Raw genomic sequence first — 14377 nt, forward strand, 5'->3', positions numbered from 1 at the left:
GCACGCGCGAATATGGCGAGGCGCGGACCGACTGGGCGGTCCATGTCGGGCTGGCGGTGGACGGCGCACCGGTGCTGGGCGCGGTGGCGCTGCCCGGCGCCGGGGTGACACTGCGCTCCGACCGGCCGATCCCCCTTCCCCCCGCACCGGCGCGGCTGCGCATGGTCGTCAGCCGCACGCGCCCCGCGCCAGAGGCGACCGCCGTAGCCGCACGGCTCGGCGCGGACCTGGTGCCGATGGGTTCGGCCGGGGCGAAAGCCATGGCCGTGATCCGGGGGCAGGCGGATATCTACCTGCATTCGGGCGGGCAGTACGAATGGGATTCCTGCGCGCCGGTCGCCGTCGCGCTGGCCCATGGCCTCCATGCCAGCCGCATCGACGGCAGCCCGCTCGTGTACAACCAGCGCGATACCTACATGCCCGACCTGCTCATCTGCCGGAAGGAACACGCGCAACAGGTGCTCGATCTGGTGCGCGACGTGCGCGTGGAGGCATGATCACGCGCTAGCCTGGACACGGCACCGCGGCGCGATCCGACAGAAATGAAGATGCGGAAGGGGAGNNATGGCGTTGAATGCACAAGTCGAAGCCCTGCTCGCGATGTTCGCGCAGATGCCGCCCGTCGATTTCGCCGCGATCTCCGCACGGGCACTGCGCGAAATCAACGACCAGCGACCGATGCAGATGGGGCCGCCGCCCGCCGTGGCGATCCTCGAGGACCTGGCGCTGGACCTTGCCGGGCGGACGATCCCGGCGCGGCTCTACGTTCCCGAAGGTTCGGGCGAGAACCCGCCCCTGGTGATCTACTACCATGGCGGCGGCTGGGTGATCGGCACGCTCGATACGCACGACGGAACCTGCCGCGCGCTCGCGCGGGCCAGCGGCGCGGCGGTGCTTTCCATCGGCTACCGGCTGGCGCCCGAGCACCCCTTCCCGGCCCCGTTCGACGATTGCTACGACGCGCTCGTCTGGGCGCGGGACCATGCCGCCGATCTGGGAGTGGACGGCACCCGGATCGCCGTGGCGGGGGACAGCGCCGGTGGCAACCTGGCGGCGGCGGTGGCGATCCGCGCGCGCGACGAAGGCGGACCGGCGCTGCGCCACCAGTTGCTGATCTATCCCGTCACCGATGCCGATTTCTCGCTGCCATCCTATGCCGCCAACGGCGGCGGGCAGTATTTCCTCTCCACCGCCGCCATGCGCTGGTTCTGGGACCAGTATGTCGGAACCGAGGCTGACGGGCATATCCACGGCGCAACCGTGCTGCGCACCGAACACCTTTCCGGGCTGCCGTCCGCCACGGTCATCACCGCGCAATACGATCCGCTGCGCGACGAAGGCGTCGCCTATGCGGAACGGCTGGCGGCCGCCGGCGTGCCGGTGGAGGCGGAGGAAGCGCCGGGCATGATTCACGGCTTCTTCTCGATGTTCGCGTTCGTGCCGGATGCCGTGGCCTATATCGATCGCGCCGGCGCGCGCCTGAAGGCGGCGCTGGCCTGATCGAAGAAAAGGGGTGGATGGCCATGCCACCCACCCCAGTTTTGCGCAGGGTGAGGATCCTGCGCGCCCTTCGATAGCTCGTCAGAAGTTGATAGAGGCTTCGAGGCCGAACGTGCGCGGCGGGTTGAAGTTGCCGTAATCGCCCAGCACCGCATCGTTCGCGCCCGAGCGGCGATAGATGTGCGTTTCGTTGAACAGGTTGCGCGCCCAGGCGGCGACCGTCAGCTTCTGGCCGTTGCCGTTCATCGGAATGTCCGCCAGCGCGAGCCGGCCGTTGACGATGAAGCTGTCGTCCGTCTTCACGTTCTCGGACTGGAAGCTGTACATGCTGCTCGCGTAGTTGGCATCGATGTGGAAGCGCAGCGCGGTGCCGGCGGCATTGAGCGGCACTTCGTAATCCGCGTAGGCCGAAGCCGCGTTCCGGGGCGTGTACACCACGAAGACCTGCGTCAACTGCCCGAACGTCGGCCCCGGGTTCGGGTTCGCCGTGGCGGGGATGTTGGTGTAGGTATAGGCATAGGACGCGCCTAGGGTCATGTTCTCGACCGGACGCACCGTCAGGTCCGCTTCCACGCCGCGGATCTTGGAGGTGCCCGGCGCATTGGCGGTGTTTTCGGTGTGCAGGTTGTAGGTCGGGTTGGGTGAACCATCGGCCAGGAACTGCAAGGTATCGACGTTGTCGAAATCGATCTGCGTCCCGGTGCGATCCATGATGTAGCCGGCAAGGTTCAGGCGCACCTTGTGATCGAGGAAGTCCATCTTCGCGCCGAGTTCGTAGGCCTTGACCTTCTCCGGTCCGAACGCGCCGAACGTGCTCGACCGGTCGTTGGCCCCGCCGGCGCGATAGCCGGTGGAATACTTGGCATAGACGTTCACGCCGGAGGACAGGTCATAGGCCAGCGTGACCATCGGATCGAACCGGTCCTTGTCGAACCGGAACGTCCACGGCGTGGCGACGCCCGAAACCGTGGTCAGCGCGCCATTGCGCTTGTCCTTGGTATAGCGACCGCCGACGGTGATGTGCAGCGGATCGATCGGCGACCAGGTGACCTGCGCGAAGGCGGCATAGCTGCGGGCCGTGGCATGGCTGTCGCGCTGGATGAAGCGCGAGCCATAGGCCCAGCCGTTGTTCGACGAGGTGATCGCGCCGTTCACGATCTCGCTGTTGATGATGTAGCCGGTGCCGTCCGCGTTCCAGGTGTTCGACGAAGGCGTCGCTGCCGATTCCTGGGCGTTTTCGGTGAAGTAGTAGAGGCCGACCACATAGTCGAAGCGCGCCACGCTGCCCACCGCCTGCAGTTCCTGGCTGAACTGGCGCTGGTGCAGGTCGGAAAGGCTGTAGCGGCTGAACGTGGCGTTCGGCAGGAACACCGTGCGGTGCGCGCCGCCGGAATTGTCCCACTGGTTGGTGGTCACGCCGCGCCATGCGGTGATCGAGCGCAGTTCGAGGCCCGGGCTGACCTTGTACTTGAGCACGGCGGAGAACCCGTCGGTCTTGTCCACGCTCGGCTGCTGCGGCACGCCGATGTCCGCAACCGACATGCGCTGGTTGCCGCTCACCACCACCAGCGGCGAAAGCGGCGCGATAAAGCCCTTGGGCAGCTTGCCGCCGTTGGCCTGGATCTGCGCCAGCGTGGCAACCGGCAGGCCATTGGGGTTGTAGTTGATCAACTGGCTGTAGAACGGCGTGTTCTCATCGCGCGACTGGTCATAGGAAAACTCGGCCGAAAAGCCGTCGAACGGCTTCCACAGGGCCGTGGCTCGGCCACCGACGCGCTGATACTGGTTCCAGCCCGCCTGACCCGCCAGCGGGTTCTTCACGGTCGGATCCTGATGCTGGACCACGCCGTCCAGCTTGAAGGCAATGTTGTGGAATTCGGGCAGGTTCACGTGCAGTTCGCCGTTGTAGCTGCCGTAATTGCCCACGCCCGCCAGCACCCGGCCGCCGAACTCGCCGGTGGGCTGCGCGGTAACGATGCTGACCGCGCCGCCTTCGGTGTTGCGGCCGAACAGCGTGCCCTGCGGTCCGCGCAGGACTTCCACGCGCTGCACATCGAACAGCGCAGCGTTCAGCCCCTGCTGGCGACCCAGATAGACGCCGTCGAGATAGACGCCCACGCCCTGGTCGCGCGCGGTCTGGTTGGCGTCGAACGGCACGATGCCGCGAATGCCGACCGTCAGCGCCGACTGGCGCGCTTCGAACGTGGCCACGCGCAGCGACGGGATGGCGCCATCGGCCAGATCGATCAGGCTTTGCACGTGGCGATCGCGGATGACCGTGGGAGTTACCACGGAAATGGCGATCGGGGTCTTCTGCAGATTGGTCTCGCGCTTGGTCGCGGTGACGACGATCTGCTCCAGCCCGCGGCCGGAGTCGGGGCTTTCCGCCTCGGCGGCGGCCGGTGTCGCATCGTCAGCGGCGTGCGCCATGGCGGGCGCGAACGCGAGCGGAAGCGCCAGCGGCAGGGCCGCCAGCGACGTATGGAACTTCATTTCCGAATTCCTCCCTGGGGTGATGGACGGGCTGCGACGATCGCTTGCGCCCAAGTCCTTCGACACCGCGGGAGCTAACTTTAGTAATTTGCATTCACGTTACAGAAACAGTGTGGAAAATTAACTTTAGGTAATCTTCGGCAGATTCCTGCGCGACCGCCACGATCAGGCCCAGCCGCCGCCCACGGCCTTGAACAACCCGACGGTCGCCTGCTGCCGGCGCGTGTCGATCTCGATCGCCTGCCGCTGCGTCCGCAGCGCGGTGGTTTGCGCCGTCACCACGTCCAGGTAACTCACCGCGCCCTTCTCGTACCGCCGCGTTGCCAGCTGCTCGACCTGCGCCGCCTGTTGTGCCGCGCGCTCTTCGGCGGCCGCTTCGTCTCCCAGGTGATGCAGGCGCGACAGTCCGTCCTCGACATCCTGCATCGCGCCCAGCACGCGCAGGCGATAGTCCGCCGTGGCCTGCTCCCACCCGGCCCTCGCTTCGGCAACGCGCGCCCGGTTGCGACCGCCATCGAACAGCGTCAGCAGGACGTTGGGACCGACCGACCAGAACAGGTTGGGCGCGCTGGCCAGGCCCGCCAGCGCGGTGTTCTGGACACCCCCCTGCCCGCCCAGCAAAAGCGAAGGGAAAAAGGCCGCTTTGGCAACGCCGATCCGGCGGTTGGCGGCGAACATCCGGCGTTCGGCCGCCGCCACGTCTGGCCGGCGCTGCAGCAACGTCGATGGCAGGCTGACCGGCACCTCCGGCATGGGCAACGGCGCGGAGGAAGCGGCGATCGAGAAGCCCGACGGTGTGGTTCCGACGAGCGCGGCAATGGCATGTTCGGTCAGCGCACGGGCGTTGCGCAGATCGGCCAGCTGGCCCTGCGCCTCGGCAAGCTGCGTGGCCGATTGCCCGGTTTCCATGCCGTTTGCGATACCGCCCGCGAACCGCCGGCGCGTCATGGCATCGGCGCGGGAATAGGCATCGACCGTCCTTTGCAGCAGATCGATCTCGCGATCGTAGCCGCGCAGGGCGATGTAATCCGTCGCAAGTTGCGCTTGCAGCGAAACCCGCACGGCCGCCAGATCGTCGGCACTGGCCTCCGCATCGGCACGACCGGCCGCGACGCTGTTGCGTACCCGCCCCCAGAGGTCGGCCTCGTAGCTCACCTGCGCGCCCAGCGTATCGGCGGCATAGAGGTCTGGCTGCTTCTGTCCGCGCAGCGGGCGATTGTCCGACTGGCGGTTCTGCGTAACCGTCGCCTGCGCCCCGATCTGCGGGAACAGGCCCGCGCGCACTTCGGCGAGATAGGCCCGCGCCAGATCATAGCGGCCGACCGCCACCGCCAGCGATGGATTATCGGTGGCGAGCCGCGTTTCCAGCGCATCTAGCGTGCCATCGCCGAACGCGGTCCACCAGGTTTGCGACGGCGCCGCATCGCCGGGCGCGGCCGGCGTCCATGAGCCGGCCTCCGCATACGTCGCCGGCACCGACACGGCGGGCGGCTGGTAGGGCGGCGCCATCGAGCAACCCGCCAGCGCGGTCAGCCCCAGCAGCGCGGCCAGCGCGCGACGGTCAGCCATGGCGGCTCTCGTCGACATGGACGGCTTCGCCCGTGGCGATCGAATCCGGCGGGTTGTCGACGATCCGCATGCCCGGAGAAAGGCCGGAAAGGACCTCGACCGTGCTGCCGAGATCGCGCCCCAGCGTGACGCGAACAAGGCGGACTTTCGAATCCGCCCCCACGGTCGCGACCTGGGTGCCAGCGGCGCGGAACACCAGCGCGCTGGAAGGAATTGCCACGGCTCCCGTGCTGCCCGGCAGATCGAACGAAACCTGTGCATAGCCCCCCGCGCGCAGCACCTGCCCCGGATTGTCGGCAACAAGCTGAACCTGCAGGGTCCCGGTCTGCGGATTGATCGCGTCCGACGTGCCGACAAGGCGCGCGGTGAACTGCCGGCCCGGATAGTCGGGCACGGTCAACCGCGCCTGCAAGCCCGGCTTCATCGCCGCCGCGTAATTCTGCGGCACGCTGACGTAGAGGCGGATACGGCTGATGTCGGCGATCGTGAACATCGGTTGCTGGCTGGACGCGCCGGGACCGACAAGGTCGCCAATGTCGGCATTGCGGGCGGTGACCACGCCCGCAAACGGGGCGCGGATGGTGGCATAGGCTTTCATCGCCAGAAGCCGGCCGAGATCGGCCTCAGCGCCGCGTACCGTCGCCACCTGCACGGCCAGATTGCCGTTCTTCTCGTCCGCCTCCTGTTGCGACACCGAATGATCGGTCAACAGGTCGTTCCAGCGGGCCGCCGTGCTGCGCGCAAGACCGGCGCCGGCCCGCGCCCGCGCCAGGGACGCCCGCGCCGCGACGATCTGCTGATCCAGTTCCGGCGTATCGATCCGCCCCAGCGGCGTCCCCAGCCCCACGGCTGAGCCGATGTCGCGATCCCAGGACCGGACGTAGCCCGGCACGCGCGCGAAGATGTGCGCGGTGTTCCATGCCGCCATCGTGCCGGGCAGTTCGAGCTGCCCGTTCGCATCGGCGCCGCGCACGGGGATGAGGTGAACCGTGGGCAGCGAGCGCGCGTCGCTCCACGCCTGCGCGCGGCTGGTGTCGCTGGTGCGGCTGATCATGCCGGCGGCCACCACGGCCAGCGCCAGCGCTCCGGCAACGATCCCGGCGGCTTTCAGCCCCCGTGGGGACGCGGCCGGCGTTTCGGCAAGCCGTTCACTCTGCATGGACAAGGTCTCCCGTGGAAGAATGGGGCGCGGCATCGGGCGCGAGGCGGTCCTTGCGATGCGCGATGGAGAAGACGACCGGCACAAACACCAGCGTGGCGATCGTGGCGCAGATCAGGCCGCCGATGACGGCACGGCCAAGCGGCGCGTTCTGCTCGCCGCCCTCGCCCAGCCCCAGCGCCATCGGCGCCATGCCGATGATCATGGCCAGCGCGGTCATCAGCACCGGACGGAAGCGGGTCGATCCGGCTTCCACCGCGGCGGTCACCGCGTCGCCCACGGCGGCAAGGCGTTCCCGGGCGAAGCTCACCACCAGCACCGAATTGGCGGTGGCAACGCCCATGCACATGATCGCTCCGGTCAGCGCCGGCACCGACAGCGGCGTGTGCGTGGCGAACAGCATCCAGGCGATGCCCGCCAGCGCGGCCGGCAGGGCCGAGACAATCACGGTGGGATCGATCCAGCTCTGGAAGTTCACCACGATCAACAGGTAGATCAGTGCGATCGCGCCCAGCAGGCCAAGAACCAGGCCGACGAACGCGGTGTTCATCGTTTCCACCTGGCCGCGCAACTTCACCGTCGCGCCCTTGGGCAGGTCCGCCTTCGTCGCGTCCAGCACCTTCTGCACATCACCGGCCACGGCCCCCAGATCGCGGCCTTGCGTCGTCGCGTAGACGTCGAACGCCGGTTGAACGGCATAGTGCGAGATCACGGCGGCCGAAGGTTCGCGGTGCATCGTGCCAAGCGCGCCGAGAAGCTGCACGTCGCCGGGCCGGCCGCCGCTGACCGGGATGTTCTGGAGATCGGGGATGGTGTCCGTCCGGTACTGCGGCGTCTGGACGACGATGGGATAGGACACGCCGTTGCGGGGGTTGAGCCAGAACGCGGGAGCAACCTGGAAGCTGCCGGCAAGGTTCACGGAAAGGCTTTTCGTCACGTCGTTCTCGGTCACGCCGACGCGGTCGGCGGCGGTGCGATCGACGTCGAACCGCAGTTCCGGATAACTGCTGGCCTGTTGCAGGCGCACGTCGGCGATGCCGCCCACGTGCTGCATCCGCGCCACCAGTTCGTGCGCATAGGCTTCGTTCTCGCGCACGTTCGGGCCGGTCACCATGACGTCGATGGGCGCGGGCGAACCGAAGTTCAGGATCTGGCTGATGATGTCGGCCGGCAGGAACGAGAACGTCGTACCGGGGAAGACCCGGGGCAACCGTTCGCGCAAGGCACGGACATAGCCCGCCGTGGGCCGGTGCCCTTCGCCCAGCGTGACGAGGATATCGCCGTCCTGCGGGCCGACGCCGCCGGTGTTGGAATAGGCGCGGTTGATCCCCGATACCGGCAGGCCGATGTTGTCCACCACCGACACCAGTTCGTCCTTCGGCACGGTGCGCCGGATCTCGTCCTCGATATGGTCGAACAGCGCCGCCGTTTCCTCCAGCCGCGTGCCCACCGGCGCGCGGACATGCAGGCTGATTTGCCCGGAATCGACGCTCGGAAAGAAGTTGCGGCCCAAGAACGGCACCAGCGCCAGCGATGCCAGGACCACCGCCATGAAGGCCGGGACGAACACCCTGCGCCGCTCCAGCGCGAACACCAGAACCGACACGTAATAGGCGCGCACTTTCTCGAACCGGTGCTCGAACCCCTGCTGGAAACGCCGCAGCGGATGGCCGCGCGGCGCGCGCCCCGCCAGTGCGTCGTGACTCGCCATGATCTCCGCCGTGTGCTGCGAGGCGTGGTCGCGCAACAGGTAGTTGCTCATCGTCGGCACCAGCGTGCGCGACAGGACGAAGCTGGCGATCATGGCGAAGACCACCGCCTTGGCCATCGGCGCGAACAGGAAGCCGGCGACGCCGGGCAGGAAGAACATCGGCACGAAGGCGATGCAGATGCACAGCAGCGACACGAAGGCCGGGCGCACGATCTGCTCCGCGCCGTCCATGATCGCGGCGCGCACGGTCTTGCCCTGCTCCAGATGCCAGTTGATGTTCTCGATGGTGACCGTGGCGTCATCGACAAGGATGCCGACGGCGAGCGCCAGTCCGCCCAGCGTCATGATGTTGAGCGTTTCGCCCGCCGCCGACAACCCGGCGACCGCGGCCAGAATCGCGAGAGGGATGGATGTCGCGATAATGACCGTCGATCGCCAGGAACCGAGGAACAGCAGGATCATCAGCGAGGTAAGGCCTGCCGCGATCACGCCTTCGCGCACCACGCCCGACACGGCCGCCTTCACGAACAGCGACTGGTCCGACAGCAGCTGCACCTTGAGATCGGCGGGAAGCGTCTCCTTGAGCTTGGGCAACAGCGCCTTGACCTGATCGACGATGGCGATGGTCGAAGCGGAGCCGGACTTGAGGATCGTCATCAGCACGGCGCGGCCACCGTCCACGCGCACCTCGTTGCGCTGCGGCGGCGAACCGTCGCGAACATGCGCCACGTCGCGCATATAGACCGTGGTGCCATCGACCGTGCGGATCGGCAGATTGTTGAGCTGATCGACCACTTCCGGGCTGTTGTTCAGCCGGATATTGTATTCGTACTGGCCGATCTTGGCCGTCCCGGCGGGCACGATCTGGTTCTGCGCCGCCAGAGCCAGGCCGACGTCGGTGGCGGAAAGGTGGCGCGCGACCAGAGCCGCCGGGTCGAGATCGATCTGGATCTGGCGTTCGCGCCCGCCATAGGGCGAAGGGATCGCCGCGCCCTGCACCGATGCCAGCGACGGCCGGATGAAGTTCTGCCCCAGATCGAAAATCTTCTGCTCCGACAGCCCTTTCGATGACAGCGCCATTTGCAGGATGGGCACCGTGGAGGCGTTGTAGTTCAGGATCAGCGGCGGGGTGATCCCCGGCGGCATCTGCTTGAGCACCGTCTGCGACACCGACGTGACCTGCGCCGTCGCCGTGCGGATATCCACGCCGGGACGGAAGAAGATCTTCACCACGCCGATCCCGTTGAGCGACTGGCTTTCGATATGGTCGATGTCGTTGACCGTCGTGGAAAGCTGGCGTTCGTAATAATAGACGACCCGGCCCGACATGTCCTCCGGCGGCAGGCCGCGATAGGTCCATACCGCCGCGATCACCGGGATGCGGATGTCGGGGAAAATGTCGGTGGGTGTCCGCACCCAGGCGATCGAGCCGGACAGCACGATCAGGATGGCGAGGACGACGAACGTATAGGGCTTGCTCAAGGCAAGCTTGACCAGTTGCAGCATGGCAGTTCCGCAAATCGCGCTCGCGCAACCAGGGCCGGAAGGGGGGAGGCTGGTTGCGCGAGCGCCAAAGTTTGCCGTGGTCGCCCGTAGCGTGCGCCGCCGGCCGGCGCTTCAATCGCGCCGGCGCGGCCCGAGCGCCAGTGAAATGAATTTCACCTTGCCTGTTGCGCTTCCACAGGCGCGACGATGCGCGCGCGCAGGCCCGGTTCCGCCGGCAGAAGCTCCAGCGCGAAGTGGTGCAGATGCACGATCGCGGCCACCACGCTGAGGCCCAGCCCCGATCCGGGAACAGCCGCGGACGCCACGCCCCGATCATAGCGCCGCAGCACGGCCTGCAACTGGTCCATCGGAATACCCGGACCGTTATCGCACACCTCGATCGCCACGAATCCATCGTCCTTCGCCAGCAGGATCGACACGCGCCCACCCTCCGGCGCGAACTTGATCGCATTGTCGACAAGGTTGCTGAAGGCCTCGAAGATCAGCTTCTCGTCGCAGTACAAGTGCACCGGCTCAGCACCGTCCCATCGCAACGCGATATCGCGCTCCTCGGCGAGCGGGCCGTACAGTTCGACCACCGCGTCCAGCAGCCGATCGATGCGGCTCGTCGCGAAACCCTGGCGGCGGCCGGACGCCTCCAGCTCGGAAATGCGCAGCAACGCCGCGAACCGCGCCAGAACGAGATCAAGATTGGCCATGGCCGCCTCGATCCGCACGACATCCGCCGGTGCCATGTCCGGATCGCGGCTGGCGCGATAGAGCTGGTTGCGCACCCGGGTCAGCGGCGTGCGCAGATCGTGCGCGATCGCGTCGGTGACGGATTTCACCTGGTCGACGGTGCGCTCCACCTCCCCGATCATGCGGTTCACGGTTCCGGCAAACAGGTCCAGTTCATCGCCGCGCCCCTCGATCGGCATCCGTGCTGCCAGCCGGCCCGAACCGATCTCCAGCGCCACGCGCTGCAGACGGTCCACGCGCCGGAGCGGTCCAAGGCTGACAGCGAACCCCGCCGCCAGCAGCAAGGGCGCCACGAACAGGCCGCTGAGGACGAGAATTTCCACCATCCGCCCGCGCAGATCGACGATCGGCCGCACATCGCGGCCGACCATGAGCAGCGCTCCGCCCGGAGTTCGTGCGGCCAGGATGCGCAACGGCCCGCGCACGTCCGGCCCGTCATCGCGCTCATAGGGATGCCCGATGACCAAGGGCGGGCTCGCTCCCATGTCTCCCGCCAGCCAGCGTCCGCCTGGAGAGAGCAGGCCGAAGTGGTTGAGACCGCTGACACTCGTCGCCGATGATTTATCGATTTCCCCCGGCAGGTCCGCCTCCGGCAAGGCCGCCAGCCGCGCGATTTCCGTGCGGAGGATGCGATCGCTACGGTCGTTCAGTTCGCGCTCGGTCAGGCTGTAGATGATCAGCAGCAGCAGAAGCACGCCGACGGTCGCGGCCCCGCCCAGTGCCAGCGTCAGCCGGAAGGTGCTGGTCTTGCGAATGTCGCGCAGATGCGGCCAGTCACCCGGCATCGAAGCGGTATCCCTCCCCCTTCACCGTCGCGATCAGCGACGCGTGCCCAGGTCGATCGATCTTCTTGCGCAACCGCGCGATATGCACGTTGATGAGGTTCGCGCCCGGATCGAAATAATACCCCCACACGCGTTCGAAGATGATCTGCCGCGTGACGATCTCGCCCGCATTGCGCATGAGGAATTCCAGCAGGCGGAACTCCATGTGCAGCAACCGCACCGGATCGCCATCGACGCGCACCTCGCGCCGGATCAGGTCCATCTCGACCGGTCCGCCCCGCAGCATGGCGGCAGCCGTTTCCAGCTGCCGGCGCCGACGCAGCAGGACTTCGACCCGCATCGCCATCTCGTCCGGCGCGAAGGGCTTGATCAGATAGTCGTCGCCCCCGGCGCGCAGCCCGTCGATCCGCGCATCGACGTCACCCAGCGCGCTGATCATCAGCACCGGCGTGACGATGCCGGCGGCGCGCAGCCGCGCCACGACGGCCAGACCATCAAGGCCGGGCAGCATCCGGTCTAGCGTGATCGCATCGAACGGTTCGCGCAGGGCGCGCTCCAGACCGTTCTGCCCATCCGCCTCGGCGTGGACGGTGTGACCGTGCACGCGCAATTCGTCCGCAATCTCGCGCGCCGTTTCGGCATCATCTTCAATGACGAGAATGGAAGCCATGTGCACCGTCGATCGGGCCGCTGCCCTGAAAGCCCGCTCCTCATAGCGAACAGGGCCGGTGCGGCGCACGTTACATCTGCGTCACGTGGTTTGCCGCATTCCGCGCACGGCGCGCGGAGCCAGTCCGCCACGATGCCGCTTGATTTCCTGCGCGGCATCGCGTGAATGCGCGGTCGCACACGGACAGGACACGGCATGACGGACATCCCCGCGCCCGCAAGCGCCACACCCTACGAGACGCTGGGCGGCGAACCGTTCGTGCGCGCGCTTTGCGCCCGTTTCTATTCGCTGATGGATACCCTGCCCGAAGCCGCCGCCTGCCGGAACGTGCATCCGCCGTCGCTGGCCCGGGCGGAAGAAAAACTGTTCGAGTATCTTACGGGCTGGCTGGGCGGCCCGCCGCTCTATACGGACAAGTACGGCCACCCCCGCTTGCGCCAGCGCCACTTCGTCGCGGCCATCGGACCGGACGAGATCGAGGGATGGCTGCTGTGTTTCCATCGCGCATGGAGCGAACTGGCGGAACCCTCTCCGGTGGCAGATGCCATCCTCACCAAGATCGACGCCCTGGGTTGGCACATGCGCAACCAGGCGGGCGCCGCGCCAGTGGCCTGATCCATCGTCCGGAATCCGAATCGGCGCGGCGACGCACGGCGCCCGAATCGATTCTCATGTGTCCCGGCGGCTCGATCGGAACGGGCCGATGGCCCGATGACGGGCAATCCCGATAAAAGTATTTGTTTACAAGTGGTTAACAAACTCTCCCGGAAACACCCCCTAGAGACGAAAAACCCGCCCTCCGGTAGTTGTGTGTAGGGAGAGCGCCTTTTTGCGCTCTACGGGGCTCTGAGGGCAAAATTCGGCCAGGAAGGGCCAATGTTCGCGCGAAAGATGCGCGAACGGGGGGCGTATCGGGCCAAAACGCGCTTTCCTGAACCCGTAATGCATCATCCGTTGCTTGTTGAAGCACTTTCATGCATGTATTCTAAACAAAGCTTCATATCCGCGCGCGGGGCAATCCATGAATGAAATCGTAGCCCAGATCGGCGATCTTGCCGATGCCGGCGAAAAGATGATCGAGCGGCTGCGTCGCAAGGCCTTTCTGCCCGAAAGCCGCAAGGGGCTCAACTTGCGCTTCGGCATTGCCGAAGCGGCGCAACTGCTTGGGTGCTCCACCAACCGCATCCGGATGGCTGAGGACGACGGACGGCTGCCCCCTCCCCCCGCCGGAGAGAATGGGCGGCGCGTGGGCTATACCGTCGAGGAACTGCTCAACATGCGCGAAGTGCTGGGCGCCGCGCCACACCGCGCGCCGCTCGATGTCCCCGCCGTGATCGCGGTGCAGAACTTCAAGGGCGGCGTGGGCAAGTCCACGGTGACGACGCACCTTGCGCACTACTTCGCCGTTCAGGGCTACCGCGTGCTGGTGGTGGACTGCGACAGCCAGGCGACCACCACGACGCTGTTCGGCTTCAACCCGCACTTCAACATCACGCGGGAGGAAACGCTCTACCCGTACCTCTCGATCGATCCGACGCAGGCGGACCTGCTTTATGCGGTGAAGCGCACACCCTGGCCCAACGTGGACCTGATTCCGTCGAACCTCGAGCTGTTCGATGTCGAATACGAGCTGGCAGCCGGCGGTGCGGACGGGCAGTCGGTCCTCGCCGCGCGCTTTCGCAAGCTCAAGGCGGGCCTGATGGACCTCGCGCGCGATTATGACGTGGTGATCCTCGATCCGCCGCCGGCGCTGGGCACCATCAGCCTCGCCGTGATGCAGGCTGCCAACGCCCTGCTGGTTCCGTTGGCCGCCACCACGCCGGACTTCTGTTCCACGGTGCAATTCCTGTCGATGATGGACCAGGTGATCGTACAGCTCGTTTCGGCGGGCATCACCGTCGACTACAATTTCGTCCGCCTGATCTGCTCGAAGTTCGACAGCAACGACCCGAGCCACGCGATGATCCGCACGGTCATGGAGCAGACCTTCGGCCCTGCCCTGCTGCCGGTGCCGATCCTCGAATCCGCCGAGATCAGCCACGCGGCGATGCGGATGATGACCGTGTACGAACTCGAAAAGCCGATCGGCACGCCGAAGACGCACAAGCGCAGCAAGGCCAATCTCGACGAAGCGCTGGGGCAGATCGAACAGCTGGTCCGGCAAGGCTGGGGCCGCGTGGCCCCGGCGCGCGAGGAGGATGTCCTCAATGCCGCATGATCCCCCTTCCCCCCATGGCCTGACGCCA

At 66.8% G+C, this 14377-nt stretch carries 10 protein-coding genes; 4 read left to right on the top strand and 6 right to left on the bottom strand.

All coding sequences use genetic code 11. The annotated features are described in order from the left end of the window. The coding region (locus B3547_RS07755; RefSeq protein ID WP_292961816.1) for an inositol monophosphatase family protein at positions 1 to 497 on the top strand (497 nt) is incomplete at its 5' end. A 67-nt stretch (positions 498 to 564) separates the two neighbouring features. Next, on the top strand, positions 565 to 1500 hold the full coding sequence (gene estDL136 / locus B3547_RS07760) for a chloramphenicol hydrolase (protein ID WP_292961817.1): 936 nt from the start codon (positions 565 to 567) through the stop codon (positions 1498 to 1500). An 81-nt stretch (positions 1501 to 1581) separates the two neighbouring features. Here estDL136 and B3547_RS07765 read toward each other — a convergent pair whose 3' ends face one another. From B3547_RS07765 to B3547_RS07790, 6 genes are all read right to left on the bottom strand, one after another. Next, the gene (locus B3547_RS07765; RefSeq protein WP_292961818.1) at positions 1582 to 3993 is read right to left on the bottom strand and encodes a TonB-dependent receptor; all 2412 of its coding nucleotides are present in this window, start codon (positions 3991 to 3993) and stop codon (positions 1582 to 1584) included. A gap of 165 nt (positions 3994 to 4158) precedes the next feature. After that, positions 4159 to 5562: an efflux transporter outer membrane subunit gene (locus B3547_RS07770; protein WP_125953200.1), complete on the bottom strand. Its 1404-nt coding sequence runs from the start codon at positions 5560 to 5562 to the stop codon at positions 4159 to 4161. Continuing rightward, positions 5555 to 6721, bottom strand: a complete 1167-nt coding sequence (locus B3547_RS07775; RefSeq protein ID WP_292961819.1) for an efflux RND transporter periplasmic adaptor subunit — start codon at positions 6719 to 6721, stop codon at positions 5555 to 5557. The genes B3547_RS07770 and B3547_RS07775 overlap by 8 nt, the downstream gene beginning before the upstream one ends. After that, on the bottom strand, positions 6711 to 9938 hold the full coding sequence (locus tag B3547_RS07780; RefSeq protein WP_292961820.1) for an efflux RND transporter permease subunit: 3228 nt from the start codon (positions 9936 to 9938) through the stop codon (positions 6711 to 6713). Before B3547_RS07780 ends, B3547_RS07775 begins: the two co-directional genes overlap by 11 nt. Before the next feature lie 152 nt (positions 9939 to 10090). Further along, positions 10091 to 11461 (bottom strand): sensor histidine kinase, encoded by a 1371-nt coding sequence (locus B3547_RS07785; RefSeq protein WP_292961821.1) that lies wholly within the window; start codon positions 11459 to 11461, stop codon positions 10091 to 10093. After that, the gene (locus B3547_RS07790) at positions 11451 to 12131 is read right to left on the bottom strand and encodes a response regulator transcription factor (RefSeq protein WP_124810998.1); all 681 of its coding nucleotides are present in this window, start codon (positions 12129 to 12131) and stop codon (positions 11451 to 11453) included. The genes B3547_RS07785 and B3547_RS07790 overlap by 11 nt, the downstream gene beginning before the upstream one ends. 195 nt (positions 12132 to 12326) lie before the next feature. Between B3547_RS07790 and B3547_RS07795 the strand changes: the two genes are divergently transcribed. Both B3547_RS07795 and B3547_RS07800 read left to right on the top strand, forming a co-directional pair. Further along, the gene (locus tag B3547_RS07795) at positions 12327 to 12746 is read left to right on the top strand and encodes a group II truncated hemoglobin (protein ID WP_292961822.1); all 420 of its coding nucleotides are present in this window, start codon (positions 12327 to 12329) and stop codon (positions 12744 to 12746) included. A gap of 406 nt (positions 12747 to 13152) precedes the next feature. Beyond that, complete coding sequence (locus tag B3547_RS07800; RefSeq protein WP_292961823.1) at positions 13153 to 14349, top strand: AAA family ATPase; 1197 nt, start codon at positions 13153 to 13155, stop codon at positions 14347 to 14349. Positions 14350 to 14377: the final 28 nt, after the last annotated feature.

It is taken from the genome of Novosphingobium sp. UBA1939, from assembly GCF_002336885.1.
In the GTDB taxonomy this organism is placed as follows: Bacteria; Pseudomonadota; Alphaproteobacteria; order Sphingomonadales; family Sphingomonadaceae; genus Novosphingobium.